The following is a 25,853-nucleotide window of genomic DNA, read 5'->3' on the forward strand; positions in this document are numbered from 1 at the left end:
ACCGGAATCCGCCCCAGGCGGATCCGCCCACGGCAGAGCGCCCGCCGCCCGGGCGGGGGACGAGGGGGCGAGGGGGGCGAGGGGGACGGGGCAGAATCGGAGGATGCCCTCTCGTCTGCGCTGGATGCGGCTGCGCCCGCAGGAGCTCGCCCTCATCGCGATCACCGCGGTGTGGGGGTGCACGTTCCTGCTGGTCCACTGGGCGATGGAGCACTCCGGACCATGGTTCTTCGTCGGCATCCGCTTCCTCCTGGCCGGCCTGATCAGCATGCTCATCTTTCGGGGCGCGCTGCGCGGCATCCGCTGGCGCGACATCGGCGCGGGCGCCGCGATCGGCCTGATGATCCACCTCGGCTACGGCCTGCAGACCTACGGGCTGCAGTCCATCGAGAGCAGCACGTCCGCGTTCCTCACCGCGCTCTACGTGCCGATGGTGCCGTTCGCGCAGTGGGCCGTGTTCCGCCGCCGACCGCCCGCCCTCGCCTTCCTCGGCGCCGGTCTCGCGTTCGCGGGGCTGGTGCTCATCGCGGGGCCGGATGCCCTGCGGCTGTCGCTCGGCACCGGCGAGATCGCCACGATCATCAGCACGCTGCCCATCGTCGCGGAGATCATCCTGATCAGCCTGTTCGCGAACCGCGTCGACCTGGGCCGGATCACCATCGTGCAGCTGCTCACCGCCGGTGTGCTGGGGCTGGCGACGATGCCGCTGGTCAGCGAGGCGCCACCGGCGTTCTCCTGGGTGTGGCTCGGCGCCGCCGTCGGCCTGGGCGCGGCGAGCTGCCTCATCCAGCTGACCATGAACTGGGCGCAGAAGTCGGTGTCGGCGACCCGGGCCACGATCATCTACGCCGGCGAGCCGGTGTGGGCGGCCGTCGTCGGCCGGATCGCCGGGGAGCGGCTGCCGCTGACGGCGCTGCTCGGCGGCGGACTGGTCGTGCTCGGGATCCTCGCCAGCGAGCTGCGAATCGTGCGCCGACGCCGCACGGAGGGACCGCCGCACGAAGCGACCGTGCGCCGGCGCGGCACGGAGCGACCTTCGCGCGCCGACGTGGAGTAGCGTGCCCCGCCGTGTCCGCGTCCCCGCCGTTGGTGTCCCGGCGGGGTGCGGGCGTGATCACCACACCCCGCCGGGAGGCTGAGGACCCGACAGCGTCATACGGGGCATCAGCCGTTCGGGTAGTCGAATGGTACGGGTTGCCGCACGGTACCCGTCAACACCCATTTTCGGCGGCTGAGCAGGAGATCGCCTGCGGCCACCGGCGCTCCTCGGCAGGGCGCTCTCAGGCCGCGGCGGAGCGGCGGACCGAGAGCCCGCGCGCCACAGCTCCCAGCACGAGCGCCGCGGCGAGCGCGGCGAGCGAGACCAGCACCGGCGTCCACAGGCTGGCGAACGTGGCCGCCACGCTGAGCATGGCGGCGACGATCCAGACGCCGACCGCCCCTCCGCACAGTCCCGCCCAGCCGCGAGCGAGCGCGGTGGCCGCGACGAGTGCGCAGGCCACCGCGATCACTGCTCCGGCCACCCCGATCGGAACGAACAGCTCGATGAGCGCGTTCGCAACCGTCAATGACGTCATGGCACGACCCCCCGTGTCATCGGGCGCACCCCCCGCGCGCCTCTGTGATCAAGAGTAGGTGAGGCCTCCGACGCCGGGCATCCGTCTCAAGGATGATGTTCGGCCGTTGCGTCTACGACGAACGGATGCCGCGCGCAGGAAGCACGGATGCCACGCATCCGCCGCCGCGTCGACGACGAGCGGATGCTAGCGGCGCCGCCGCGACGCCGGCCGGCGCAGCCGCGACAGCCGCGGGGGAACGATCGGCACCGGCGCGGTGAGCACGGCATCCACCACCATCGACCCGTCGGTCGGGCCGATCACCGGGATCGGCGTCGTCTCCGTGACGAAGTCCGGGGTCACCGGCATCCGTGCCAGGTCGCGATGCGCTTTGAGATACGCCGGGACCAGCACGAACAGCGCACTGAACCAGGCGAGCGGGTTCGACCGGATGCTCGAGCTCGCCGCCGTCATGCCGTCGGTGCGGGGACGGGTGACCTCCGACCTGCGTCTCGAGGGATTCCCGCGGGAGCGGGTGCTCGCCGGCGCCTTCCGGATGCTGGACTCCGCGCTGCTGCGGGTCGGCTCGGAGCAGTACGCGCGCACGCACGGCAGCATCGGGCTGGTGACGCTCCGCGGCGAGCACGCGGCGGTGCGCGGCGGCACCGTGGTCGAGCTGCGCTTCCCCGCCAAGAGCGGGCAGCCGTGGGAGTCGGACGTGGAGGATCCCGACCTCGCGGCGCTCGTGGCCGGGCTGAAGCGCCGCGGCCCGGACGCGACGCTGCTGGCCTGGCAGGACGACGCGGGCTGGCATCCGCTGCACGCCGCCGACATCAACGACGACGTCCGCGCGCGCACCGGCGGGGAGTTCACCGCGAAGGACTTCCGCACGCTGCACGGCACGGTCACCGCGGCACGCGCCCTGGCCGAGACCGGCCCGCGCACCACGGCGACCGCGCGGCGCCGCGCCGTCATCGACGCGGTGAAGACGACGGCCGCCGTGCTCGGCAACACGCCGGCGGTCGCGCGTGCGAGCTACATCGACCCGCGGGTGTTCGACCTGTACGAGGAGGGCGTCACGATCGATCCGCGGCGGCGCGCGGAAGGGCTGTCGACACCGGCGATCCGGTGGCTCTACTGTCGCAGGTATGGACAGCACGGTGGCGTGCCTGGCGGCCTGGATGCCCCGGCAGCGCTGGTACTCGGCGAAGGGTCGCGACCCGGAGCTGCGGCTCGTCGCCGCGTGGGATCTGCCGGACCCGTTCGCCGGTCACGGCGGCGAGCGCGCCGTCGTCACCACGCTCCTCGTCGCCGACACCGGCGCACACCCCGTCGTGCTGTATCAGGTGCCGGTGGTCGCGCGTCCGGCATCCGCCGTCGACCCCGCCGCAGACCACGTCATCGGCAGCCCCGAACCGGGCACCGTGCTGCTGGACGGCCCGTTCGACCCGTCGTACACCGAGGCGCTGCGCCGGCTGGTGACCCGCGGCGGCGAGGCCGCCGGTGAGCGGGCTCGGGCGCGCGGCATCCCCGCGGCGCAGATCCCGGATGCGGAGTACGCGGCCGGCGTGCTCGGCGGCGAGCAGTCGAACACCTCGATCATCTACCGCGACGGCGACGACACCGCGCCGATCATCTGCAAGGTGTTCCGGCAGCTGCATCCGGGCGTCAACCCCGACATCGAGCTGCAGACCGCCCTCGCCGCCTCCGGCTCCGCGCACGTGCCCGGAGCCGTGGGATCCGTGGCCGGCACCTGGCCAGACCCGGAGACCGGCGCGCCCGTCGAGGGTTCGCTCGCGTTCGCGCAGGAGTTCCTGCCCGGGGTCGAGGACGCGCGCCGGGTGGCCCTCCGCGCGGCCGCCGCGGGTGAGGATTTCAGCGCGCGCGCCCGCGACCTCGGCGTCGCGACCGCCGAGGTGCATGTGTCGCTGGCCGGTCTGTTCGGGTCGGCACCGCCGTCGGCGGACGAGCGTGCCGGGGTCGTCGCCGGCTGGCATCGGCGCCTGTCCATCGCCGCCGCCGAGGTCCCCGTGCTCGCGGGCGTCCAGGATGCGATCGCGGCGGTGTACGCGCGGGCGCTGGATGCCGCCTGGCCGGACCTGCAGCGTGTGCACGGCGACTACCACCTCGGGCAGGTGATCCTCACGCCCGGGCGCGGATGGGTGATCCTCGACTTCGAGGGCGAGCCGATGCGGCCGATGCCGGAGCGGATGCTGCCCGACCTCGCCATCCGCGACGTCGCCGGCGCCCTGCGCTCCTTCGACTACGTGGCCGGGTCGCTCGAGCGGGAGCGGCCCGACGTCCGGCAGGCATCCGTGCGGGCATGGGCGGATGCCGCGCGCGCGGCCTTCCTCGACGGGTACGCGGGAGCATCCGGCGCCGACCTCGCCGCGCAGCGGCCGCTGCTCGACGCGCTCGAACTCGACAAGGCCGTCTACGAGGCGATCTACGAGTCGCGCAACCGGCCGGACTGGATCGGCATCCCGCTGCAGGCGATCCGGCGCCTGGTGTGATCTCAGCGTCCCGGCGGGCCGTCCAGCACCGTCGGGATGTACTCGAGCAGCTGGATGCGCTGGTCGAAGGTGCGCGCCTCGACCAGCTCGAGTCTAGGCCGCGGGCGCGGCATCCGTCACCCCCTTCTGCGGCGGTCGTGGCCGGACGATGTCGGGGGCATCCGGCACGATGGGTCCCATGGCGGACGGGTACGACCCTCACTTCCTCGCGACCGAGCTGCCGCTGCCCCGCCCGGCACAGCCGGTGCGGGGCCTCCCGTACCCGAGGTTCACCGTGCTCCTCGATCCGGAGCGGCGGATGGCGGCGGTGACCGGGGTGAACATCGACGGCGCCCTGCTGCAGGACCTGGCGCGCACGGGTGAGTGGCATCGGGATCCGCGGGTCGCTCCCGACGAGCAGACCGGACCCGAGATGTACGCGCGCAACGACCTCGACCGCGGCCACCTCGTGCGCCGGCGCGACCCCGGCTGGGGCGACGTCGACGAGGCGCGTCGCGCCATGGACGCGACGTTCGCGTACCCGAACGCGGCACCGCAGGCGGCCGGGTTCAACCAGTCCAAGGAGCTGTGGCTGGGCCTGGAGGATCACGTGCTCGGGTACGCCGACGCGACGGATCAGCGGCTGTCGGTGTTCACCGCGCCGGTCCTCGGCGGCGGCGACCCGCCCTATCGCGGCATCCGGATCCCGTTGCGGTTCTGGAAGCTCGCCGCGTGGCGCGGACCGACGGGCCTGGCCGCGGCCGGTTTCGTCCTCGACCAGTCCGAGCTGATCGACACGCGCGACGGTCTGCTCGCGGTGCATGCGCTGGGGGCGTTCCGCACGTTCCAGGTGCCGATCGCCGAGATCGCGGAGCTCACCGGGGTCGACCTCGGGCCGCTGCCGGATGCGGACGTGCTCGCCGCGCGCACGGCGCGGCCCGGGGAATGGCGGATGCTGAGGACGCCGGCCGACATCGTGCTCTGACGGGCTGCTCGTCCGGCGTCTCGGCATCATCCGTGCGGCGGGCGACCCCACCGCATGCGCGTGATCACGACGCCGAGCAGGCACAGGGCGCCGCCGAGGAACATCACCGGGGTCGGCACTTCGCCCAGAATCAGCCACGACATCAGGATCGCGAGGGCCGGCACCACGTACGTCGTGGCGGAGGTCTGCCCGGCGGTGCTGCGCTGCAGCACGTACGCCCAGGTGGTGAACGCGATCGCCGTGGGGAAGATGCCGAGGTAGATCACCCACAGCGTCGCATCCAGCGGGGCGGCGTGCAGGTCGCCGATGAGGCGCGCGGTCCAGGGCAGCAGCGCGACCGTGCCGGCGACGGCGCCCAGCCAGGTGAGGGTCGTCGAGTCCACGCCCGAGGTGAGCAGCCGCTTCTGCAGCAGCGTGCATCCGGCGTACATGACCGCGGCGAGCAGGGCCAGCAGCAGGCCGGTGATGTCGAGGCCGGCGCTCGTCGACGAGCTCATCCCGATCAGGACGACGCCGAGGAAGGCGATCGGCGCGCCGATCACCAGCGGCTTGGGGAAGCCCTCACCGAGGAACAGCCCGCTGAAGACCACAACCATGAGCGGGGCGAGGTTCACGACCATCGCCGCAGTGCCGGCGTCGAGCGTGCGTTCGGCGCTGTTCAGCGCGAGGTTGTAGACGCAGAACCAGGCGACGCCCCACACGATCACGAGAGGCCAGTGGCGTCGTTCGGGCAGGCGGATGCCGTGGCGCACCGCGATCACCCCGAGAGCCAGCGTGCCGACTGCCATGCGCAGCAGGGCGAGGGCGCCCGGGTCGAAGTGCGGGCCGGCGCCGCGGATGCCGATGAACGCCGGCGCCCACAGCACCACGGTCACCGCCGCGGCGGTCAGCGTCAGCGGCGCGTTCGCGCGCGGGGTGCCCGGCGCAGGCAGGTTCGGTGCGGGCGCGCCCGGTGCCGGCGCGGTCGGTGTGGGCCCGGTCGGTGCGGGCCCGGTCGGTGCGGGCCCGGTCGGCAGTCCCGGGGATCGGTGAGCAGGGGCATCCGGGCATATCCCGATCCTCGCTCCAGGCACCGACATCGGTCGATCGGCCGGAGCGTCATCCAGCGTCATTTTTCCGTCACAAGGTGGCGGCGCGGCCGCGACCCCGACGAGGCGTCAGCTGAAGTCGCCGCCCGGGGCCATGTCGGCGAACCGGGAGTAGTGGCCCTGGAAGGCGACGGTGATCGTCGCGGTCGGCCCGTTACGGTGCTTGGCGACGATGAGGTCGGCCTCGCCAGGACGGACGTCCTTGTCGTACACCGAGTCGCGGTGCAGCAGGATCACCATGTCGGCGTCCTGCTCGATCGATCCGGACTCGCGCAGGTCGCTGATCACGGGCTTCTTGTCCTGCCGCTGCTCGGGGCCACGGTTCAGCTGCGACAGTGCGATCACCGGCACCTGCAGCTCCTTGGCGAGCAGCTTGAGGGCACGGGAGAACTCGGAGACCTCCTGCTGACGCGACTCGACGCGCTTGCCGCTCGTCATCAGCTGCAGGTAGTCGATGATGACCATCTTCAGCCCGGCCCGCTGCTTGAGCCGGCGGCACTTCGCGCGGATCTCGACGAGCGTCATGTTCGGGCTGTCGTCGATGTACAGGGGCGCGTCGTTGATCCGGCCGCGGGTGGCCGCGACGGTGGTCCAGTCGCGGGGGTCGAGGGTTCCCTTACGCATGTTCTGCAGCGGGATGGCGCCCTCGGCGCTGAGCAGACGCATCGCGATCTCGCTCTTGCCCATCTCGAGGGAGAAGAAGATCGACGGCTGGTTGTGGCCGATGGATGCCGCGCGCGCGAAGTCCAGCGCGAGCGTCGACTTGCCCATCGCGGGGCGGGCGGCGACGACGATCATCTGTCCCGGGTGCAGACCGTTGGTCAGCTCGTCGAGCTCGCGGAAGCCGGTCGGCACGCCGGTCATGGTGCTGTCGCGACCGCTCGCGGCCTCGATCTCCTCCACTGCGGCGTCCACCGCGACGGTGAGCGGGACGTAGTCCTCCGCCTCCTGGGTGCCGGTGACCGAATAGATCTCCGCCTGCGCGCTGTTGACGATGTCGGACGCGTCGCCCTGACCGTCGTAGCCGAGCTGCACGATGCGCGTTCCGGCATCCACCAGGCGGCGCAGGATCGCCCGCTCGGCGACGATGCCGGCGTAGTAGCCCGCGTTCGCCGCGGTGGGGACGATCGACGTCAGGGTGTGCAGGTAATCGGCACCGCCTGCCCTGCCGAGCTCGCCGGTCTTGATGAGCTCGTCGGTGACGGCCACGACGTCGGTGGGCTCGCCGTGCGAGTACAGCGAGAGGATGGCCTCGAAGATCAGCTCGTGCTTGGGGATGTAGAAGTCGGCGCCCTTGAGGGTCTCGATCACGTCGGCGACGGCGTCCTTGGAGAGAAGCATGCCGCCCAGCGCGCTCTGCTCCGCGAGAAGGTCGTGCGGGGGCGTGCGCTCCGGCGTGCGGGTGCCACCCAGACGTTCTTCCGAGATGTCGGCGATCGACACAGCACTCCCTCCCAATACGGATGCCTTCGCAGAGCCCCCGTGCTCTGCGCGTGGTCCGGGCGGAGATCCCGTCCCTGGCACACAGGGAACCACGAGCTCCCGACATCCGGTCCCGACCACGCTAGGAGCGGCCTTTTCCCCGTGCAACAGGGGCTGTGGATAACTCTGTGGAAGACGTGCGGAGAACCTCGGAGTGTCTGTGCAGAACGACTGTGGACAACTCGGTGGACAGCTCAGATTTTGATGAACTTTTATGGCTGTGACCAGCCGTATTTCTGATCCTCAAGCTGTGGACGGATTTCCGCTTAAAGCTCTGATTGAAGGTTGGCCGCCGCGTTGTCGCATGTGTACAACTACGGGGAAAAGTCAACTCCGCGCACACCGGGCGCGTCTGCGCCGGGCATGGCTGTGGTGCGGGCCCTTCGTGCCCGCACCACAGCTGGTTCGGCCCCAGGTCAGGCGCTGCGACGCACCCGAACCAGCATCATCAGCCCTGCGACCAGGAGCAGCACTGCGGCTCCGAGCGGCGTGGCCTCCCCGCCCGTCGCGGCGAGGGTCGACGACCCGGCACGGACGTCGCGAACGGCCGCACGGAGCGGTGAACAGTGCGCGCGCTGGTGTTCAGACCCGCGGGCGAACCGACGCGGGCACCGGGGGCGCCGCCGGTTCCCGGGGTACCCGGCGCGCCAGGCGTGCCAGGGGTACCCGGCGTGCCCGGAGTACCGGGCGTATCCGGAGCACCGGGAGTTCCCGGCGTACCCGGCGTGCCAGGGGTACCCGGCGTGCCAGGGGTACCCGGGGTGCCGGGCGTGCCAGGGGTACCCGGCGTGCCGGGCGTGCCAGGCGTGCCCGGGGTACCCGGGGTACCCGGAACGTTCCGGAGAAGGCCGGTGATGGGGCCGACAGCCGCGAGGGCCACGCCGGAACAGCGTGAGCTCACGCTCGAGGCTGCCGCGCTTCCACAGGCCCTCGATGATCGTGCCGAGAAGTGCGGCCAGTTCCGCGGCCTCCTGGAGCTCTTCGGACGTGAACGGGGCGGCATCCGCGACGCGGCCCAGATTGAGGGTCCCGATGACCTCACTCGACACGATGACCGGCGCGTACACCAGGTCCCTCATGTGATGCAGCGAGAACACCTCGCGGTAGAGAACGGACTCCTCCCACTCCTCCGTGGACATCATCGCGATGTTGTAGGCCAGGTCCCGGGTGTCGATGGCACGGCTCAGCACGGGATCCTCATCACGCGCAAGAAGGTCGTAGCGAGCGAGGAAGAACCTGCTGACGCCGTGCGCGGATGTCAGCTGCGGACGGTGGGTGACGGGGTCGAGGAGGTCGAATCCGACGACGACCTCATCGAAGACCTTGTCGATGCCCGCGTACAGCCAGCGGGTCAGATCCTCCACGGATTCGGCGCACGAGAGATCAGCAGCGAACCGCAGCCTTCCGGGTGAGACTGTGCGCATACGCCCGTTATACGTGGCCGGGCGAACGAGGGTCAAGGCGACCGGCGAACCCGGAGACACGGAGAGCCCCCGTCGCGGGGACGGGGGCTCTCGCCGTTGGTGCGTGCGTCGCGAGTTACTTCGCGGCGACCACCTGGAGGGTGATCACGGCGGTGACATCCTCGTGCAGGCGGATGGTCGCCTCGTGCTCGCCGGTGGACTTGATCGGCGCGGTGATGTGCACCTTGCGCTTGTCGATCGAGCCCAGCTCGGCGGCGGCCACCGCGTCGGCCACGTCGGCCGGCTTGACCGAGCCGAACAGGCGGCCCTCGGCGCCGGCCTTGACGGCCAGGCGCACCTTGGTGCCCTCGAGCTTGTCCTTCAGGGCCTTGGCCTCGTCGAGGTCGTGGATCGCGCGAGCCTGACGAGCGGAACGGATCTGCTCGACCTGCTTCTCGCCGCCACGGGTCCAGGCGACCGCGTAGCCCTGCGGGATGAGGTAGTTGCGGGCGTACCCGTTCTTGACCTCGATGACGTCGCCGGCGCTACCGAGCCCGGCGACCTCGTTCGTGAGAATCAGCTTTGCCATGTCGGTGCTCCTTAGCGGCCAGCGCCGGCGTAAGGCAGGAGCGCCATCTCGCGCGCGTTCTTGATCGCCTTGGCGATCAGGCGCTGCTCCTGCACCGAGACACCGGTGATACGACGGGCGCGGATCTTGCCGCGCTCCGAGATGAACTTGCGAAGCGTGGCGACGTCCTTGTAGTCAATGACGCCCACGCGGATCGACTTCGCGGGGGCGGCGTTCTTCGCGCCCTTCCGCGGCTTGCGGCGGTCGCCGCTCGACTTTCCAGCCATGAGATTTCCTTACAGAAGATGAAGAGTTCCGGACGGATGAGCGTTTCGTCTCGGGCCTGCGGCCCTCGCTCAACGACCGGGATGGATCAAAACGGCGTGTCGTCGCCGAAGCTGCCCGGAGTGCTCCAGGCGTCGGCGCTCGTCGACCCGGGGGTCGACCACGGCTCGTCCGAGACCTGCTGCTGCGGACGGGACTGCCCGCCGCCGCCGGATGCGGCCCGCGTGACCTGTGCCGTCGCGTAGCGCAGCGACGGACCGATCTCGTCAACCTCCAGCTCGATCGCGGTGCGGTTGTTGCCGTCGCGGTCCTGGTAGGAGCGCTGACGCAGACGGCCCTGCGCGATGACGCGCATGCCCTTCGTCAGCGACCCGGCCACGTGCTCGGCGAACTCACGCCACACCGACGCGCGGAGGAACAGCGCTTCGCCGTCCTTCCACTCGTTGGCCTGGCGGTCGAACGTCCGCGGGGTCGAGGCGATGGTGAAGTTGGCCACCGGCAGGCCGTTCTGCGTGTAGCGCAGCTCGGGGTCGGCGGTGAGGTTCCCCACCACGGTGATGACGGTTTCGCCGGCCATGAGCCTTAGGCCTTCGCGACCTTGGGCTTGCGGGCGGCCTTGGCCTCGGCGCGCTTGGCCTCAGCGGCGACCATGGCCTGCGCCTCCTCGGCGCGGAGGACCTTGGTGCGGAACACGAGCTCGCTCAGCTTCAGCTGGCGGTCGAGCTCCTGCGTGGCCTCGCTCGTCGCGGTGAAGTTGACGACGGCGTAGATGCCCTCGTTCTTCTTGTTGATCTCGTAGGCGAAACGGCGCTTGCCCCAGATGTCGACCTTGTCAATCGAGCCACCATCGTTCGTGATGACCTTCAGGAACTTGTCGAGGTTGGGGGCAACCTGGCGCTCGTCCAGCTCGGGAGTCAGAATGACCATGAGCTCGTACTGGTGCGTCACTTACCCACCTCCTTCGGACTAGAACGGCTCCCGGGACTTTCCCGGAAGCAGGAGGGTGTTGTGCACGTCGTCCGCATCCGACGGATGCCGGAAGGCAGACAACCACAGAAGTCTACCCGATGGCGAGGGATGCGGCGGTCCGGCGGCGCACCGGCTCGGCGAGCGGAGTGGGTGCCAGGGTGAGGTCGCTGCCGGCATCCTGCCAGGACCCGGCATCCGTCCCGCCCCGCCGGCGGCGCACAGCGACCAGCGCCGAGACCAGCGGCGCGCCGACCGCGCCCGCGAGCGCTCCGGACAGGGTGCGGTCCTCCTCGCCGAGCACGAGCCGGCGGTGCCATGCGGCGTGCAGCGCACCGCCGCGCGGACGCGGCACGACGCGCGACGGAAGCTCGCCGCGCCGGCGCTGCGCCACGAGCCCGCGCACCTGGGCCCACCACTGCGAGTCGCGCGGATCATGGAAGTAGTTCTGGGCCGCCCACCCCGGATCCGGATGCCGGAAGCGTCGGGCCACCACGTCCTCCGCACCGCCCAGCAGCCCGCTGCCCCGGAAGACGTGGTTCAGGAGCGCTTTACTCACGCCGAACTCGTCGACCGCGATGACCGGGACCCCGTGGGCGATCGCCTCCACGGCGGCGGTCGAGCTCACGGTGACCAGCCCCTCCGCCGTGGCGAGCGCCTCGGACATCGGCTGGTACGAGAGCACGAGGTTGTCGGGCGCGCCCTGCAGCAGTTCGGGGTACGCGTCGCGCTCGTGATGGGTCTCCGCCTCGCCTGGGCGCGACCTCAGCTTGACCACCACCCGCTTCGACGGCTCCGCGACGGCCGCGAGCCGGAGGATCTCGGCCATGCGCAGCCGCTCCCCCCGGGTGGCCGGGACCAGGGCCTGCGCGGCGAAGACGAGGTCGGTGCCTGGCGTGTGCAGCAGATCGGCCTCGGTGCCGCGGACGCGCTGGCCTGCGGCATCCGTCCGCCGCGCGAACGGCAGCGTGGCGAGCGCGATCGGGACGTCGACGCCGATGCGCCGTCCGAGCTGCGTGAACGCGGCCACCTCGCGCCAGGAGTGCACGACGAGCAGATCGCTGTGCCGGCGGTAGTCCAGCGCGCCGCGCTGGGCGGGAATGGACATGCCGGGCAGCCCGCTCACCACGACCGGGCGCGCCGGAAGGCGGTCGATCTCGCGCCCGAGAAGCCGTACGAACGGCCCGCGTCCGGCGAGCACGACGACGTCCGGGCGGTCGGCGCCCAGCCACGAGGCCACGCGTCCGAAGTCGATGCGGGTGACGGATGCGGGATCCCCCGCGAACCGGGTGCCGGCGAGCGCAGCCTGCTCCTGCGCCTCGCTCACCGTGAGCGGCGTGCGCACGAGGAGCAGGTGCCTGCTGATGTCGGGGACACGGTCGATGAGGTGCGCCGACCACTTCACGAAGGAGTCGGCGTCGGCGATCGCCACCACGCGCAGGCGGCGCTCACGGCTGCCGCGGAACGTCATGCGACGACGCGCCTCAGCTTCGCCATCGGTGCCAGCTCGCCGGGGTAGACCCGTTTCACGCCGTCACCCAGAGCCTCTTCAATGACGCGGATGTCGCGCACCAGGCGCTCGAAGCCGCCGGGCTCCAGGGAGGCGGCGTGGTCGGAGCCCCACATCGCACGATCGAGGGTGATGTGCCGTTCCACGGCGACGGCGCCGAGCGCGACGGCGGCGAGCGAGATCTGCAGGCCGCGCTCGTGACCGGAGTAGCCGACGGGGACGCCGGGATAGCGGTCGCGGAGCGTGGCGATCATCTTCAGGTTCGCCTCGCCCGCCTCCATCGGATACGTCGAGGTGGCGTGCATGAGGATGGTGCGGTCGGTGCCGAGCGTGTCCAGGGCGCGGTCGATCTGGTCGATGGTCGACATGCCGGTGGAGAGGATGACCGGCTTGCCGGTGTCGCGCAGGGCGCGCAGCAGCTCGGCGTCGGTGAGGCTGGCGGATGCCACCTTGTGCGCGACGACGTTGAGGTCCTCGAGGAACTCGACGCTGGGCACGTCCCAGGGCGAGGCGAACCAGTGCAGGCCCGCCATCGTGGCGTGGTCGCCGATCTCGATGTACTGGTCGCGGTCGAACTCGACCCGGCGGCGGTAGTCGAGGTAGCTCATGGTGCCCCAGGGCGTCTCGCGCGGCACGTCGCGCATGTGCTCGGGGGTGGCGATCTCGGGCGTCCGCTTCTGGAACTTCACCGCGTCCGCGCCCGCGGCGCGGGCGACGTCGATGAGCTTCTTGGCGATCTCGACGTCGCCATTGTGGTTCAGGCCGATCTCGGCGATGACGTAGGTGGGGCGACCCCCGCCGATCACCCGGCTTCCGATGCTGACGGTCATGACAGCCCTCCGTTCGCTGTGTCCCACCGGTCTACGCACCGGAGGTGAACCCCCGGGGTCGGGTCGGTGACCGCCGGGCGACCAGTCCGTTCGAATCGCCTGAACTGCTGTGAATCGGCCGGTTTCGGGACCGATCGCGCGATTCGAAAGTCAGGGGGCGGGGGTGGCGGCGGCGAGCAGGATCCGCTCGATCACCTCGCGGACGGCGCCCTCGCCGCCGCGGCGGGTGAGGACGACGCGGGCGGCGTCCTTCACGGCGGGGTGCGCGTTCGCGACGGCGACCGGCCAGCCGGCGAGGGCGAGGGCGGGGAGGTCGTTGACGTCGTTGCCGACGTAGGCGATGTCCGCGAGCGGGATGCCCTGCTCGTCCGCCCAGGCGGCGAGGGCGGCCGCCTTGTCGTCGACGCCGTGCCGCACGGGCACCCGCAGCTTGTCCGCGCGGCGGGCGACCACGGGGTTCTGCTCGGTGGACAGGATCAGCATCGGGATGCCGGCGCGGCGCAGCCGGGACACTCCCAAGCCGTCCTCGCGGCTGACGCGCACCGACTCGCGCCCCTCGCTGTCGACGGTGGCGGTGTCGTCGGTGTGCACGCCGTCGAAGTCGGTGACGAGGGCCGTCGCAGGGATCGGCGCGGGGACGGATGCCCCGCCAGACGCCGCCGATGCCGCCGATGCCGTCGATGCCGCCGATGCCGGGGCGTCCAGGGTTCCCGCGAGCGCCTCGGCGAGCGCGAGCTGATGCTCGTCGTCGATCTCGATCGCGGTGCGTTCGGGCACCTCCGCGATGCCGACGCGGCCGAAGAAGCGGTGCCGGGCGCGGCGGAAGCCCTCCGCGGAGAAGACGTAGAACGCTCCCGTCTCCAGGTAGTGCGGCTCCCGATCCTGCCGCCGCGGCCGGTGCGCGGCGTCGTGATTGATCGCCACGGCCTCGGCCCCGGCATCCCTTCGCCACAGGAATCCGTACGTCGCATGCGCGGAGAAGACGCTGTCGAAGCGGTCGTCGCGCACGTCGCCGATCGCCCGGGCGAGGGCGTCCGCGGGGATGAACGGGGACGTCGCCTGCAGGAAGACGACCGTGCCGACGCGGGTGCCGCTCGCCTCGAGCTCGTCCAGCGCGTGCAGCAGGGCGCTCTCGGACGAGGCCGTGTCGCCGGCGAGCGCGGCAGGGCGGTCGATCACGCGGGCGCCGGCCGCCGCGGCGACGCCGGCGATCCCCGGGTCGTCGGTGCTGACGGCGACGAGGTCCACGCCGGCGGCCGCGGCGGCGCGGACGGCGCGCTCGACGAGAGGCGTCCCTCCCACGCGGCGCAGGTTCTTCCCGGGCACGCCCTGGGAGCCGCCGCGCGCCGGGATGATCGCGACGGTGAGCCCAGCCGGCGCGGCCGGTCCCGCGGACACGGCGTCGGACGTCGTCCCGGGGGTCATCGTCCGGTCGCCGCCTTCCACACGCGGCGCGCGCGCCGGCGTGCTCCGGCCGCGGTCAGCCGCAGCTCCTCCAGCCGCCCGATGCCCCCGCGCGGTGCGAGCGCGCGCTGCAGCACGGTCGGCGCCGGTGCCCCCGGCAGGCCGAGCCGGCGCAGGCGCTCGGGCGGGACATACCGCTCCCGTTCCGCGGCCGGCAGGGCGGCGAGGAACGCCTCCGCGCCCGGACGCAGGTGCGCGCAGATCTCCGGCTGCATGGCGTAGCCGACGGCGTCGACCAGCCGCTGCAGCCGTCCCGGCTCGTCGCCGCCGGTCCCGTCGCCGACGGGCCGGGTGAGCGCGTCGACGATCACCGCGGGGATGCGGTTGCTGTTCTCGAACGGGCTGAGGCGGCGGAGCACGGCATCCGTGCCCACCGCGTGGATCCGGATGCCGGAGAGTGCGCGCAGGGTCGGCAGAGCGGTGGAGAAGCACGCGGCGACGTCCGTGACGCCCAGGCGCAGAGCGGCGTGCTCGGCCGGCTGGTCGCCGTCGTGGACCGCGAAGGCCATCCCGCGGTGCGCGGCGCTCGCGGCCAGCGCGTCGGCGAGTGCGGGAGGGGCGGACGGATGCGGTTTGAAGACGACCCGCTCGACTCCGGCATCCGCGAGCCGCTCGACCATCGCGACCTGCAGGGCGGTCTCCTCTGCCGCGCCGACGAGCCCGAGGGCGCCGAGGTACTGGCCGATCACCAGGCCGGTGCGGCGGTCGTCGCCGGCGAGCGCATCCAGCGCGGCATCCGGCACCGCCTCGCCCGCCTCGTGCAGCACCCGGCCGAACGCCTCCGGCGGCACCGGCACGCGTGCGGCACCGGCCTCGGCGAACACGAGCGGCTCGACGCCCGGAACCACGTCCGGGTAGACGACCCGGGCGACCCGTTCGGTCACCTGCCGAGGCATCCGGTTCCGCGTCGGCGAGTACGTCATCAGGCCGTCGCCGATCACGCCGAGCCGAGCCCGCGAGAACATCGTCATCAGCGTGCGCGCCGGGGCGACCTGCGGGGACTGCGCGAACAGCTCGATCTCGGCGTCGCCGAGGTCGAAGGCCCGGGAGAACAGCCGCTCCAGCAGCGGCAGGTCCTGCGGATCGGGCGTCCATGCGGTGGGGTGGCGCGGATCGACCAGCGGATTCAGCGGCTGGATCGCGTCGAAGCGAGCGCGCAGTGTCGCGTACCGCGGGGCCGTCGCGATGTCGAGGGCGGTCTCCGGCACGGCGGCCGTGTTCATCGGCACGAGGATGCGGCGCGAGGAGGCGCCGAGCAGCCCGGCGTCGATGGCGGCGGCGGCGGTCATCAGGCCGTAGGGGCTGTGCAGCGCGAAGAGCTGGATCATGCCGGCACCGCCTGACGAAGCACCCCGGCGAGCACCCGCCGGCGCGGGCCGTCCAGGCGGGCGAGCGCGGCGTGCGTCTCGGTGCGCGGCAGCCGCGCGAGCAGGCCGCGGATGCCGGTGCGCAGCTCGCGCCGCACGGCCGGATGCATCCGCCGGGCGCGCACGAGGTGGTGCGCGCTCAGGGCGAGTGCCGAGAACACGGCCTTCGGCCGGAAGCGGCCGGCCTCGGGATGTGCGTCGACGAGGTCGAGCACCTCGCCCATGGCGCGGGTGAAGTGCAGCTGGCGACTATCGAGGGTGCGGGAGAGCGAGTCGCTGAGCCCGCGGCGGTACAGCAGGTGGGGCGCGTCGACGACCGCGAACGAGTCGGCGTGCAGGTGCAGCCGCCAGATCCAGGGGCGGTCCTCCGCGGTGAACAGCCCGTCGCGGAAGCCGGCCAGGCCGCGATCGAGCACCCTCCGGTGCAGCATGCCGGCCCACGCGTAGGGGTAGTCGACCATGCTCTTGTCGTCGACCGGGAGCACGGCCGTGCGCGGGTCGGCGACCACGCCGCGGGCGGTGAAGGGGGCGCGCACGAGCCTGCGCTCCGTCCGCTTCACGGTGACGTGATCCGTGCGCACGAAGTCGCAGCCGAGGTCTCGCAGCGCCGCGGCGAGCACCGGCAGGCGGGCGGGCTGCATCCAGTCATCGCCGTCGAGGAAACAGAACGCCTCCCCCTCGACGTGCGCGAGTCCCTGGTTGCGCGCGGTCGCCAGGCCGCGCGGATGCGGGTTGCGGATCACCTCGGCGTGATCGAAGCGCGCCGCGTACTGCCGCATGAGCGCGCCGGTGGCATCCGTGGACCCGTCGTCGATCGCGACCAGCTTCAGCGCCGACGGGTCGTCGAACTGGCGGGTGAGCGTCTCCAGCGCCGTGCCGATGTAGGCTCCGGCGTCCTTCGCGGGGACGATGACGGTGACGAGCGGCGCGGGCACCGGGTCATCGTGCCGAGGCCGTGTGACGCGAGCGCGACGCCGAGGTGAACGGGGAGTGACGGGCGGGGCGCGCGGGTACCGTTGTGCCCATGCATCCGCAGCCGCCCGCCGTCCCCTTCGACGCCCGTCCGCTGACCGAACCGGTCGATCCGCGGGCGGTCGCCGAGTTCGCGCGGGAGATGAGGCGGCGCACCCCGCCGTCCACCGCGGGGGTGGTGTTCACCGTCATCGCCGCGGTGTTCGTGGTCGCGGTCGCCCTGCCGGTCGTCGGCGCCATGACCGTGGTGCTCGCCACCGTCCTCAGCCACGGCGGCGACCTCTCCGCGCTCGCCGTGGTGCCGATCCTGCTCCTCGCACTGACGATCGTCGGGGGCGCCGTGTTCGGGGTCCTCTCCTGGCGCCGACGGCGGGAGCAGCGCTACCGGATCGCCCGGTTCGCCGCCGCGAACAACATGGTCTACGAGGACCGGATCGCCGATCCGCAGCTGCCGGGCATGATCTTCCAGCACGGCTCGGGACGGATGTCGACCTCGCTGGTCCGCGGGTTCCACCCGCGCTTCGTGGAGTTCGGGAACTACCAGTACACGGTGAAGCACGGCAAGAGCTCGACCACGTACCACTGGGGCTATGTGGCGGTGAGGCTCGACGTTCCGCTGCCGAACATCGTCCTCGACGCGGTCGGCAACAACACCCTCGGCTCCAACCTGCCGGCCTCCTTCTCCAAGGATCAGCGTCTCTCGCTCGAGGGCGACTTCGACCGGTACTTCACGCTGTACTGCCCGCGCGGCTACGAGCAGGACGCCCTCTACCTGTTCACGCCCGACATCATGGCGCGCTTCATCGACCACGCCGCCGAGCTCGACGTCGAGATCGTGGACGACTGGATGTTCCTCTACATGCGCCGCCCGGTGTCCACCACCGACCCGGCGACCTGGGCGTGGCTGTTCGGGATCGTCGGGGCGCTGATGACCAAGTTCGATCAATGGGCGCGGTGGCGGGACGAGCGTCTGCGTGCGGCCCAGGCATCCGCCCCTCCCGCGTCGACAGATGCCGGGCCGCAGAAGCCCCTGCCGTTCGCACCGCCCGCCGGCATGATCACGCCGCCCCCTCCCGGGGTCGCGCCGGAAGGGCGGCGGCTGAAGAAGAGCACCTCGTGGGTCACGATCCTGGTGTTCATCCTCATGATCGTCGGCTGGGTGTGGATGCAGTTAGACCACTGACTCCGGTTCCGTGATGGAGCCCGGTTCGGTCGCGGAGCCCGAAGTGCTCCAGCTCGGCCTCGTCGAGCATCCGGGAGCGGATGAGGAACCGCTTGCCGGTCGGGCCCTCGACGCTGAACCCGGCACCGCGCCCCTCGACGACGTCGATGGTGAGGTGCGTGTACTTCCAGTACTCGAACTGCGCCTCCGACATGTAGACCTCGATCGGGTCGATCCCCTCGATCTCGAGACGGCCGAGCAGCACGTCGCTCGGCCCGACGAGGAACATCCCGACCGGGTAGCACATCGGGGACGACCCGTCGCAGCATCCACCGGACTGGTGGAACATGAGCGGCCCGTGCTGCGCGGTCAGGTCGCGGATGAGGGATGCCGCGGCATCCGTCACGTCGACCCGCTGATAGGCGCCGATGCTGACCATGTTGACGACCCTTCGCCGTTCGGTCGTTGAGCGAGGAGCGAAGCGACGAGACGAAACGCCTCCGTCCGGGTGCGTTTCGTCTCGCTTCGCTCGCTCAACGCAGGGGTGGATGCGGATCAGAAGAAGCCCATCGGACCTTCGGCGTACGACACCAGCAGGTTCTTCGTCTGCTGGTAGTGCTCGAGCATCATCCGGTGGTTCTCGCGGCCCACACCCGACTGCTTGTACCCGCCGAACGCGGCGTGCGCGGGGTACTGGTGGTAGGTGTTCGTCCAGACGCGGCCGGCCTGGATGGCCCGTCCGGCGCGGTAGGCGGTGTCGCCGTTGCGGCTCCACACTCCGGCGCCGAGCCCGTACAGCGTGTCGTTGGCGATCGAGATGGCCTCGTCGAAGGTGCTGAAGCTCGTCACCGACAGCACCGGGCCGAAGATCTCCTCCTGGAAGATGCGCATGTCGTTCGTGCCCTCGAACACCGTCGGGGTCACGTAGTAGCCCTCACTGAGGTCGCCGCCGAGGTCGGCGCGCTCCCCGCCCGCGAGCAGCTTCGCGCCGCCTTCCTTGCCGATGGCGATGTACGACAGGATCTTCTCCAGCTGATCGTTGGACGCCTGCGCCCCGATCATGGTCTCCGGGTCGAGCGGGTTGCCCTGCTTGATGCGCGAGACGCGCTCGAGCCCGTCGGAGAGGAACGAGTCGTAGATCGACCGCTGGATGAGCGCGCGCGACGGGCACGTGCACACCTCACCCTGGTTCAGCGCGAACAGGGTGAAGCCCTCGAGAGCCTTGTCGTAGAACGGATCGGCGGTGGAGGCGGCGACGTCCTCGAAGAAGACGTTCGGGCTCTTGCCGCCGAGCTCCAGGGTGACCGGGATGATGTTCTGCGACGCGTACTGCATGATCAGTCGGCCGGTCGTGGTCTCGCCGGTGAACGCGATCTTGCGGATGCGCTTGTGCTGCGCCAGCGGTGCCCCCGCCTCGATCCCGAACCCGTTCACGATGTTCACCACACCCGCGGGGAGCAGGTCGCCGATGATGTCGAACAGGAACATGATGGATGCCGGCGTCTGCTCGGCCGGCTTGATGACCACGCAGTTGCCCGCGGCGAGCGCCGGGGCCAGCTTCCACGTCGCCATCAGGATCGGGAAGTTCCACGGGATGATCTGCCCGACGACGCCGAGCGGCTCGTGGAAGTGGTACGCCACCGTGTTCTCGTCGAGCTGGCTGATCCCGCCCTCCTGGGCGCGGAGAACGCCGGCGAAGTAGCGGAAGTGGTCGACGGCGAGCGGGATGTCGGCGGCGAGCGTCTCGCGCACCGGCTTGCCGTTCTCCCACGTCTCGGCGACCGCGATCCGCTCCAGGTTCTCCTCGATGCGGTCGGCGATGCGGTTCAGGATGACGGCCCGCTCCGCGGGGCTGGTCCTCCCCCACGTCTCGAACGCCTTCCAGGCGACATCGACGGCGCGGTCGATGTCCTCGGCGGTGCCGCGGGCGACCTCGCAGAACGGCTTGCCGTTGACCGGGCTGATGTTCTCGAAGTACTGGCCCTTCACCGGCTCGACGAACTCGCCGCCGATGTAATGGCCGTATCGCGGACGGTACTGGGCGATCGACCCGGGCTGCCCGGGGGCGGCGTACGCGGTCGACACACTCTCTTCGACGATGGTCATGGCGTCTCCTTCGACTGTCCTTCGACTGCCCGCGGCATCCGCGCCGCAGGTTCCGTGTGGGTCGACGATAGGCCGCGCGACGTTGCGGCCCGGTGCGCAACGTTGCATCCGGTTGCGGGCGCTGGGCCCTTCCCGCGATTCGAACGGGTCAGCCGCCGAGGCGCTGGATGCGGCTGACCAGCCCGGCGCGCTTCGGCGAGCGCGCGGGCAGCATCTCCAGGCACAGCCGCAGCACCTCGAGGTCCTCGGCGCCCTCCGGGATGTCGGCGTAGGCGAGCAGCACGTCCACGCTCGCCTCGGTCAGCATCGTCTCGCGCAGGGTGGCCTGCACCGTCTGCCGGAACTCCTCCACGCCGGGCGCGACCGAGTCGGGCAGCACCGGGCCCGGGTACGCCGACAGCGCCACCCGGTGGGCACCGCGGTCGAGCAGGGACAGCACGTTCTGGGCATCCGTCTCCAGCGGCATCGCGAGCCGGTAGGGGCGCGACTGCGGCACCAGCTGCGGAGACAGCCGCTCGAGCACCTTCCGCAGCCGGACCATCTCTGGCCGCAGCGTGTCCGGCGACGCGTCCTCGCCGTAGACCAGCTCGCTCAGCCGCTCCGCCGACACGCCCTGGCGATGCACGGCGAGCATGAGCAGGATCTCGGCGTGCCGGGCGCTGAGCTCGATCACCGTCTCGCCGTCGGATGCCGCGACCTCGAGGCGTGCGCGGTCGCGCCCGAGCACCTGGAGCATCGCACGTTCCGGCTCCTGGTGGCGGCGCCCGCCGGCGCGGGGGGCGGTCGTTCCGGGCGCCTCGGCGCGGGCGCGGAGCCGGGCGACGAGGAGTTCGGCCTCGACCGCGCGGACGGTGGCGTCCACCAGCATCCGCGCCTGCGGCGTGACGGCCTCGCTGCCGCCGGTGACGTCGATGACGCCGAGGATGCGCCGGGTCTCCGGGTCGAACACCGGTGCCGCGGTGCAGGACCACGGCTGCACGAGCCGGTTGTAGTGCTCGGCCTGGTGGATCTGCACCGACTCGCCGAGCGCGATCGCGGTGCCGGGCGCGGCGGTGCCCACCGACGCCTCCGACCAGTTCGCCCCCTCGACGAAGCCCATGTCGCCGGAGAGCACCCGCTGCCGCAGATCGCCCTCCACCCACAGCAGCCGGCCGGCGTGGTCGCCGACCGCGACGATGACGCCGGAGTCCTCGGCGGAGCCGGGCAGCAGCAGGTTTCGGATGAGGTCCATGGCGCCGGCCAGCGGATGCCCGCGGCGGTACTCCTCGAGCGCCTCGCGGGTGAAGTCGAGCGGCGGCAGGCCCTCGGCGCCGACGCGACTGCGCCACGCCCGCTCCCAGGAGGCGCGGACGAGCGGACGCACCTGCTGCAGGCGGCTGTCCTCGAAGTTGCCCGCGACCAGCTCCTCGTGCGCGCGCTCGATCAGCAGGCGCGACGCCTCGGGCGAGATGTCGCGGGACGAGGACCACGGGGATGCCACGGCTGCTCCCATCGGCGCTGACGGCGGTGTGCCCAGTCTAAGTCGCCGCCACAGGCCGCGGACCCTCCGGCGCCCGCCGCTCGAAGCGGGCGGCCGGCCAAGGGCTGAAAGCCTCGGTCAGCCGCGGGCGGCCCACCACTCCCGGAGCCGCTGCTCGGCGGCGTCCGGGCCGATGACGCCCTCGTCGAGCCGCAGATCGAGCAGGAAGCGGTACGCCTCGCCGACCTCGCGCCCCGGCGGGATGCCGAGGATCTCCTGGATCCGGTTGCCGTCGAGTTCGGGGCGGATGCTGTCCAGCTCCTCCTGCTCGCGCAGCTCGACGATCCGGCGCTCGATGTCGTCGTAGGCCGCAGCGAGCCGGGCGGCTTTGCGGCGGTTGCGGGTGGTGACGTCAGCGCGGACCAGGATGTGCAGCCGCTCGAGCAGATCCCCGGCGTCGCGCACGTACCGGCGCACGGCGCTGTCGGTCCAGGCGCCCTCCGCGTAGCCGAAGAAGCGCAGGTGCAGTTCGATGAGCTTCGCCACGGCATCCGTCGTCTCGCCGTCGAACCGCAGCGCCTGCATCCGCTTGCGGGCCATCCGGCCGCCGACGACGTCGTGATGGTGGAAGGTGACGCCGCCGCCGGGCTCGAGCTTGCGGGTGCGCGGCTTGCCGATGTCGTGCAGCAGCGCGGCCAAGCGCAGCGGCACGTCGGGGGCCGCGCCCGGGTTGCGCCGGTGCTCGAGCTCGATCGCCTGGCGCACCACGGTGAGCGAGTGCTCGTAGACGTCCTTGTGGTGGTGATGCTCGTCGACCTCGAGACGCAGGGCGCTGACCTCCGGGAGGAACTCCTCGATCAGCCCGGTCTCGACCAGCACGCGGATGCCGCGGACCGGGTCGTCCGTCTGCATCACCCGCACGAGCTCGCCCTGGATCCGCTCCGGACTGACGATGCTCAGCGTCCCGCGCAGCTTCTCGATCGCGCGCTCGGTGGCCTCCTCGACGCCGAAGCCGAGCTGGGCGCTGAAGCGCGCCGCGCGCAGCATCCGCAGCGGGTCGTCGCCGAAGCTGACCTCGGGATCGATCGGGGTGCGCAGGGTGCCGGCGAGGAGGTCCTCGACGCCGCCGGCCGGGTCGACCAGCTTGATGTCGGGAACCCGGAGGGCCATCGCGTTCACGGTGAAGTCGCGACGGAGCAGGTCGCCCTCGATGCTGTCGCCGAACTCGACGACCGGCTTGCGGGTGACGCCGTCGTAGCTGTCGGCGCGGTAGGTGGTGATCTCGACCTGCTCGCCCTGGACCCGCGCGCCGATCGTGCCGAACGCCCGCCCGATGTCCCACTGCGCGGTGGAGATCGGGGTGACGATCCGCAGGATGTCGTCGGGACGGGCATCCGTGGTGAAGTCGAGGTCGTGCGTCACCCGGCCGAGCAGGGCGTCGCGCACCGGACCGCCGACGATCGCCAGCTCGAAGCCGGCATCCGCGAACGCCCGCGAGAGGGTGGCGACGACCGGGTTCTCGGCGAGCGCGCCGAGACGGGCGAGGCCGTCGGCCATGTTGAGCATGGGTTCCAGGGTACCGGGGTGCGGAAGCGGGACCCGCGCGCGGATGCCGGGAACGGCCCGCCGGGCGCCGAGGCATCGGCAGTCAGCGGAGTGTGAACCAGCCGAGCGCGGCGCCGTAGAACGGCAGCAGCACGAGAAGCGCGACTTCCAGGAGCGCAGCGACCATGATCGTGGTCCAGGCGCCGGTGATCAGCGCGCGGCCGGTGTCCTCTCGCCCGCGCCGCTGCCAGGTGGCGATCAGAGCGAGCACCACGGCCACCGGCGGGACGATGCTCATGACGATGCTGGCGGTGGCGAAGATCCGCCACGGTTCGGGCTCCGCCTTCGGTGTGGACTGCGCCAGCCGCTCGGCCCGCGCGCACAGACCCGCCCGCGCGTACGCCAGCACCGGCGGCGAGACCCGCTTCGGGCCCCGGGGCAGGGTGAGAAGTGCCACAGTCACCACTGCGGGGACGGCGATCAGAAGCCCGTACACGACACCGGCGAAGTACCGCGCGAGGTCACTGCCGGTACTTGCCGACATCGACACCGTCGCTCCTTCGAGGACGACAACCACCGCGATCAGTGCAGGGGGCAGGAGCACCGTAACGGCGTCGAGCACCCGTGCCTGCAGCGCCGCGGGGATCACCTGCACAGCGGTCGCCACCGCAAAAGCGGTGACGATGGTTGCGAAGACGGCGAAGACGACCGTCGCCCCGGCGTGGGGCACGAGGGTGTGAGCGATCCACGAGCACAGCGCGATCACGATCGCCCCCGCGAGTCCGCCCTGGACGATCAGAGACACCGTCGGATGCGGGTCGATGCGTCCTGGAATACGCGTGATCGCCGTCCGAATCCGGTCCAGTTCCTTCTCGTTGCGGACGCTCGGGAGGCTGAGGCGTTCCGCCTGGGTCTCGGCGAGTGTGGCGGCATCGGCGGCGATGAGCATGGCCAGGGTGGCACCGGCAGGAACGCCGAACAGGCGGACCACGTCGAGAGCCCCCGGGATACTGGCGACGAATGCGTTCGCACAGGCGGACAGCGCAACGAAGGCCGACGCCAGCGCCACGATCGCGGCGACCCGCCCCCAGAACTGCCGCTGCGCCACAGCGTCCTCGGGTTCGGTGCTCTCGCGATCGCGCGGCATCCGCAGGAGCACCTGCAGCGCAATGGATGCCGGGAGAAGAACCGCGAGCGCCGCACCTCCCTGCTCGACGGCGATCGTCGGCGGCGAGACCGGCGTGGCTCGATCACCGCCCAGCCGGGAAAGCCCCGCGACGATCGCGAGCATGCCGACGAGGAGTCCCCCGGTGAGGATGGCACGGGTTGTGGTGCGGCGGAGCGAGCGCGAGTACGCCGTCTCCGCGAAGACGACTGCCTCGGCAGCCGTCCCTCCCTGAGTCGTGCGGCGGCTCGGCATCCCCCCGATGCCGCCGACGGTGCTGTTGGTGCTCATCTGAGCCTCCCTCCGAATCGATGTGAGGGAAGGTAGCGGGTGCCGCGGACATCGTCCCGGTTCCCGCACGCGTGACTCAGACCGGGTCGCCCTGCACCGGCCCCTCGGTGTTCGGCTTCCAGCCCAGCGCGGGCGCCACGTGCTCGGCGAACGCCTGGAGCACGTGCAGGTTGTAGTCCGGTCCGAGCTGGTTCGGAATGGTCAGCATCAGGGTGTCCGCCGCCATCACGGCCTCGTCGGCGCGGAGCTGCTCGATGAGCACATCCGGCTCGGCGGCGTAGGTCTTGCCGAACGTGGACCGGAGGCCGTCGATGATGCCGATCTGGTCGTGGCTCTCCTCCGAGCGCAGCCCGAAGTAGGCCCGGTCGATGTCCGACACCAGCGGGAACACGCTGCGGCTCACCGACACCCGCGGCGCGCCGGTGTGCCCGGCCCCGGCGTACGCGGCGCGGAACAGATCGATCTGCTCACGCTGCAGCTCGTGGAACGGCTGCCCGGTCGCCTCGGTGACGAGCGTCGAGCTCATCATGTTCAAGCCCTTGCGGCCGGTCTGCTCCGCGGTCGCGCGGCTGCCCGAACCCCACCAGATGTGCTCGCGCAGCGTGGGCGACTGCGGCTCGATGTGCAGATACTTCCCGGGGCCGACCATGCGCGGGTCGCCGGGCGCGATCCGCTCTCCGTCGATCGCGCGAAGGAACAGGTCGAACTTCTCCCGGGCGAGCACGCTGCCGCGCTCGACGTCCTCGGCATCCGTGTATCCGAAGGCCTCGTAGCCGCGCAGCGCGGTCTCGGGTGAGCCGCGGCTGATGCCGAGCGCGATCCGGCCGCCCGAGATGAGGTCGAGGGATGCCGCCTCCTCGGCCAGCTGCAGCGGGTTCTCGTACCGCATGTCGATCACCCCGGTGCCCACCTCGATCCGCGAGGTGCGGGCGGCCATCGCGGCCAGCAGCGGCATCGGCGATGCCGCCTGGCGCGCCCAGTGATGCACCCGCACGTAGGCGCCGTTCACGCCGATCTCGTCGGCGCCCTCCGCGATCTCGATGGTCTGGCGCAGCATGTCGCCGGCGGTGCGCGTGACCGAACCCGGCACGTCGGCGTAGTGCCCGAAGGAGAGGAATCCGAAAGCTCTCATGATCTATGCGAACGCATACAGCACG

Annotated in this window: 24 protein-coding genes and 2 pseudogenes; 5 read left to right on the forward strand and 21 right to left on the reverse strand. The window is 71.5% G+C overall.

Annotated elements, in window-relative coordinates:
• Positions 1-103: 103 nt before the first annotated feature.
• Positions 104-1,057 carry a DMT family transporter gene (locus tag JSY13_RS12260; protein ID WP_259606929.1) on the forward strand — a complete coding sequence of 318 codons (954 nt, stop codon included), beginning with the start codon at positions 104-106 and terminating at the stop codon, positions 1,055-1,057.
• A 223-nt stretch (positions 1,058-1,280) separates the two neighbouring features.
• Here JSY13_RS12260 and JSY13_RS12265 read toward each other — a convergent pair whose 3' ends face one another.
• Both JSY13_RS12265 and JSY13_RS12770 read right to left on the reverse strand, forming a co-directional pair.
• Positions 1,281-1,577: a hypothetical protein gene (locus JSY13_RS12265; RefSeq protein WP_259606930.1), complete on the reverse strand. Its 297-nt coding sequence runs from the start codon at positions 1,575-1,577 to the stop codon at positions 1,281-1,283.
• Positions 1,578-1,763: 186 nt separating this feature from the next.
• The gene (locus tag JSY13_RS12770; protein ID WP_432806418.1) at positions 1,764-2,030 is read right to left on the reverse strand and encodes a hypothetical protein; all 267 of its coding nucleotides are present in this window, start codon (positions 2,028-2,030) and stop codon (positions 1,764-1,766) included.
• Between JSY13_RS12770 and JSY13_RS12775 the strand changes: the two are divergent.
• A pseudogene (locus tag JSY13_RS12775) lies at positions 2,029-2,526 on the forward strand (DNA topoisomerase IB); the annotation flags it as partial. The gene JSY13_RS12770 and the pseudogene JSY13_RS12775 sit on opposite strands and share 2 nt — an antisense overlap.
• 178 nt (positions 2,527-2,704) lie before the next feature.
• Positions 2,705-4,069 carry a maltokinase N-terminal cap-like domain-containing protein gene (locus JSY13_RS12275; RefSeq protein WP_259606932.1) on the forward strand — a complete coding sequence of 455 codons (1,365 nt, stop codon included), beginning with the start codon at positions 2,705-2,707 and terminating at the stop codon, positions 4,067-4,069.
• Between the two features lie 2 nt (positions 4,070-4,071).
• Here the strand turns inward: JSY13_RS12275 and JSY13_RS12280 are convergent.
• A pseudogene (locus tag JSY13_RS12280) lies at positions 4,072-4,173 on the reverse strand (dihydrofolate reductase family protein); the annotation flags it as partial.
• 74 nt (positions 4,174-4,247) lie between these two features.
• Here JSY13_RS12280 and JSY13_RS12285 point away from each other — a divergent pair.
• Positions 4,248-5,033 carry a DNA/RNA non-specific endonuclease gene (locus JSY13_RS12285; RefSeq protein WP_259606933.1) on the forward strand — a complete coding sequence of 262 codons (786 nt, stop codon included), beginning with the start codon at positions 4,248-4,250 and terminating at the stop codon, positions 5,031-5,033.
• 26 nt (positions 5,034-5,059) lie between these two features.
• On the opposite strand, the gene JSY13_RS12290 is transcribed toward JSY13_RS12285, so the two are convergent.
• From JSY13_RS12290 to JSY13_RS12345, 12 genes are all read right to left on the reverse strand, one after another.
• Positions 5,060-5,908, reverse strand: a complete 849-nt coding sequence (locus JSY13_RS12290; protein WP_259606934.1) for a DMT family transporter — start codon at positions 5,906-5,908, stop codon at positions 5,060-5,062.
• Between the two features lie 282 nt (positions 5,909-6,190).
• Positions 6,191-7,564 carry a replicative DNA helicase gene (dnaB, locus tag JSY13_RS12295; RefSeq protein ID WP_259606935.1) on the reverse strand — a complete coding sequence of 458 codons (1,374 nt, stop codon included), beginning with the start codon at positions 7,562-7,564 and terminating at the stop codon, positions 6,191-6,193.
• A gap of 455 nt (positions 7,565-8,019) precedes the next feature.
• Positions 8,020-8,967: a GAF domain-containing protein gene (locus JSY13_RS12300; protein WP_259606936.1), complete on the reverse strand. Its 948-nt coding sequence runs from the start codon at positions 8,965-8,967 to the stop codon at positions 8,020-8,022.
• 175 nt (positions 8,968-9,142) lie between these two features.
• Positions 9,143-9,595: a 50S ribosomal protein L9 gene (gene rplI / locus JSY13_RS12305; protein ID WP_259606937.1), complete on the reverse strand. Its 453-nt coding sequence runs from the start codon at positions 9,593-9,595 to the stop codon at positions 9,143-9,145.
• 11 nt (positions 9,596-9,606) lie between these two features.
• Positions 9,607-9,861, reverse strand: coding sequence for a 30S ribosomal protein S18 (gene rpsR, locus JSY13_RS12310; RefSeq protein WP_040168021.1), 255 nt, complete (start codon positions 9,859-9,861; stop codon positions 9,607-9,609).
• Positions 9,862-9,947: 86 nt separating this feature from the next.
• Entirely contained in the window at positions 9,948-10,436 is a 489-nt protein-coding gene (locus JSY13_RS12315) for a single-stranded DNA-binding protein (RefSeq protein WP_259606938.1), read from the reverse strand.
• A gap of 5 nt (positions 10,437-10,441) precedes the next feature.
• Positions 10,442-10,807 (reverse strand): 30S ribosomal protein S6, encoded by a 366-nt coding sequence (gene rpsF / locus JSY13_RS12320; protein ID WP_259606939.1) that lies wholly within the window; start codon positions 10,805-10,807, stop codon positions 10,442-10,444.
• Between the two features lie 112 nt (positions 10,808-10,919).
• Complete coding sequence (locus JSY13_RS12325; RefSeq protein ID WP_259606940.1) at positions 10,920-12,296, reverse strand: DUF6716 putative glycosyltransferase; 1,377 nt, start codon at positions 12,294-12,296, stop codon at positions 10,920-10,922.
• Positions 12,293-13,165 (reverse strand): N-acetylneuraminate synthase family protein, encoded by an 873-nt coding sequence (locus tag JSY13_RS12330; protein ID WP_259606941.1) that lies wholly within the window; start codon positions 13,163-13,165, stop codon positions 12,293-12,295. The genes JSY13_RS12325 and JSY13_RS12330 overlap by 4 nt, the downstream gene beginning before the upstream one ends.
• A 150-nt stretch (positions 13,166-13,315) precedes the next feature.
• The gene (locus tag JSY13_RS12335) at positions 13,316-14,590 is read right to left on the reverse strand and encodes an acylneuraminate cytidylyltransferase (RefSeq protein WP_259606942.1); all 1,275 of its coding nucleotides are present in this window, start codon (positions 14,588-14,590) and stop codon (positions 13,316-13,318) included.
• Positions 14,587-15,957: an alpha-2,8-polysialyltransferase family protein gene (locus tag JSY13_RS12340; RefSeq protein WP_259606943.1), complete on the reverse strand. Its 1,371-nt coding sequence runs from the start codon at positions 15,955-15,957 to the stop codon at positions 14,587-14,589. Before JSY13_RS12340 ends, JSY13_RS12335 begins: the two co-directional genes overlap by 4 nt.
• Complete coding sequence (locus JSY13_RS12345; protein WP_259606944.1) at positions 15,954-16,931, reverse strand: glycosyltransferase family 2 protein; 978 nt, start codon at positions 16,929-16,931, stop codon at positions 15,954-15,956. The genes JSY13_RS12340 and JSY13_RS12345 overlap by 4 nt, the downstream gene beginning before the upstream one ends.
• 89 nt (positions 16,932-17,020) lie before the next feature.
• Between JSY13_RS12345 and JSY13_RS12350 the strand changes: the two genes are divergently transcribed.
• Entirely contained in the window at positions 17,021-18,151 is a 1,131-nt protein-coding gene (locus tag JSY13_RS12350) for a DUF3137 domain-containing protein (protein WP_259606946.1), read from the forward strand.
• On the opposite strand, the gene JSY13_RS12355 is transcribed toward JSY13_RS12350, so the two are convergent.
• The 6 genes from JSY13_RS12355 to JSY13_RS12380 form a co-directional block, all read right to left on the reverse strand.
• The gene (locus JSY13_RS12355; RefSeq protein ID WP_259606948.1) at positions 18,111-18,569 is read right to left on the reverse strand and encodes a DUF779 domain-containing protein; all 459 of its coding nucleotides are present in this window, start codon (positions 18,567-18,569) and stop codon (positions 18,111-18,113) included. The genes JSY13_RS12350 and JSY13_RS12355 overlap by 41 nt on opposite strands.
• A gap of 116 nt (positions 18,570-18,685) precedes the next feature.
• Positions 18,686-20,236: an acetaldehyde dehydrogenase ExaC gene (gene exaC / locus JSY13_RS12360; RefSeq protein ID WP_259606950.1), complete on the reverse strand. Its 1,551-nt coding sequence runs from the start codon at positions 20,234-20,236 to the stop codon at positions 18,686-18,688.
• Between the two features lie 148 nt (positions 20,237-20,384).
• Complete coding sequence (locus JSY13_RS12365; protein ID WP_259606955.1) at positions 20,385-21,716, reverse strand: GAF domain-containing protein; 1,332 nt, start codon at positions 21,714-21,716, stop codon at positions 20,385-20,387.
• Positions 21,717-21,833: 117 nt separating this feature from the next.
• Positions 21,834-23,261, reverse strand: a complete 1,428-nt coding sequence (locus JSY13_RS12370; protein ID WP_259606958.1) for a CCA tRNA nucleotidyltransferase — start codon at positions 23,259-23,261, stop codon at positions 21,834-21,836.
• Between the two features lie 82 nt (positions 23,262-23,343).
• Positions 23,344-24,531: a hypothetical protein gene (locus JSY13_RS12375; protein ID WP_259606959.1), complete on the reverse strand. Its 1,188-nt coding sequence runs from the start codon at positions 24,529-24,531 to the stop codon at positions 23,344-23,346.
• A gap of 241 nt (positions 24,532-24,772) precedes the next feature.
• Entirely contained in the window at positions 24,773-25,828 is a 1,056-nt protein-coding gene (locus tag JSY13_RS12380; RefSeq protein WP_259606960.1) for an LLM class flavin-dependent oxidoreductase, read from the reverse strand.
• Between the last annotated feature and the right edge of the window lie 25 nt (positions 25,829-25,853).

Source organism: Microbacterium neungamense (assembly GCF_024971095.1).
GTDB classification, from domain to species: Bacteria; Actinomycetota; Actinomycetes; order Actinomycetales; family Microbacteriaceae; genus Microbacterium; species Microbacterium neungamense.

What these genes read in the sequence shown, in the direction of transcription:
- JSY13_RS12260 (WP_259606929.1), top strand. Translation starts at nt 104, where the DNA reads ATGCCCTCTCGTCTGCGCTGGATGCGGCTGCGCCCGCAGGAGCTCGCC.
- JSY13_RS12265 (WP_259606930.1), bottom strand. Translation starts at nt 1,577, where the DNA reads ATGACGTCATTGACGGTTGCGAACGCGCTCATCGAGCTGTTCGTTCCG.
- JSY13_RS12770 (WP_432806418.1), bottom strand. Translation starts at nt 2,030, where the DNA reads ATGACGGCGGCGAGCTCGAGCATCCGGTCGAACCCGCTCGCCTGGTTC.
- JSY13_RS12275 (WP_259606932.1), top strand. Translation starts at nt 2,705, where the DNA reads ATGGACAGCACGGTGGCGTGCCTGGCGGCCTGGATGCCCCGGCAGCGC.
- JSY13_RS12285 (WP_259606933.1), top strand. Translation starts at nt 4,248, where the DNA reads ATGGCGGACGGGTACGACCCTCACTTCCTCGCGACCGAGCTGCCGCTG.
- rplI (WP_259606937.1), bottom strand. Translation starts at nt 9,595, where the DNA reads ATGGCAAAGCTGATTCTCACGAACGAGGTCGCCGGGCTCGGTAGCGCC.
- rpsR (WP_040168021.1), bottom strand. Translation starts at nt 9,861, where the DNA reads ATGGCTGGAAAGTCGAGCGGCGACCGCCGCAAGCCGCGGAAGGGCGCG.
- JSY13_RS12315 (WP_259606938.1), bottom strand. Translation starts at nt 10,436, where the DNA reads ATGGCCGGCGAAACCGTCATCACCGTGGTGGGGAACCTCACCGCCGAC.
- JSY13_RS12325 (WP_259606940.1), bottom strand. Translation starts at nt 12,296, where the DNA reads ATGACGTTCCGCGGCAGCCGTGAGCGCCGCCTGCGCGTGGTGGCGATC.
- JSY13_RS12330 (WP_259606941.1), bottom strand. Translation starts at nt 13,165, where the DNA reads ATGACCGTCAGCATCGGAAGCCGGGTGATCGGCGGGGGTCGCCCCACC.
- JSY13_RS12335 (WP_259606942.1), bottom strand. Translation starts at nt 14,590, where the DNA reads ATGACCCCCGGGACGACGTCCGACGCCGTGTCCGCGGGACCGGCCGCG.
- JSY13_RS12340 (WP_259606943.1), bottom strand. Translation starts at nt 15,957, where the DNA reads ATGATCCAGCTCTTCGCGCTGCACAGCCCCTACGGCCTGATGACCGCC.
- JSY13_RS12350 (WP_259606946.1), top strand. Translation starts at nt 17,021, where the DNA reads ATGCATCCGCAGCCGCCCGCCGTCCCCTTCGACGCCCGTCCGCTGACC.
- JSY13_RS12355 (WP_259606948.1), bottom strand. Translation starts at nt 18,569, where the DNA reads ATGGTCAGCATCGGCGCCTATCAGCGGGTCGACGTGACGGATGCCGCG.
- exaC (WP_259606950.1), bottom strand. Translation starts at nt 20,236, where the DNA reads ATGACCATCGTCGAAGAGAGTGTGTCGACCGCGTACGCCGCCCCCGGG.
- JSY13_RS12370 (WP_259606958.1), bottom strand. Translation starts at nt 23,261, where the DNA reads ATGCTCAACATGGCCGACGGCCTCGCCCGTCTCGGCGCGCTCGCCGAG.
- JSY13_RS12375 (WP_259606959.1), bottom strand. Translation starts at nt 24,531, where the DNA reads ATGCTCGCGATCGTCGCGGGGCTTTCCCGGCTGGGCGGTGATCGAGCC.
- JSY13_RS12380 (WP_259606960.1), bottom strand. Translation starts at nt 25,828, where the DNA reads ATGAGAGCTTTCGGATTCCTCTCCTTCGGGCACTACGCCGACGTGCCG.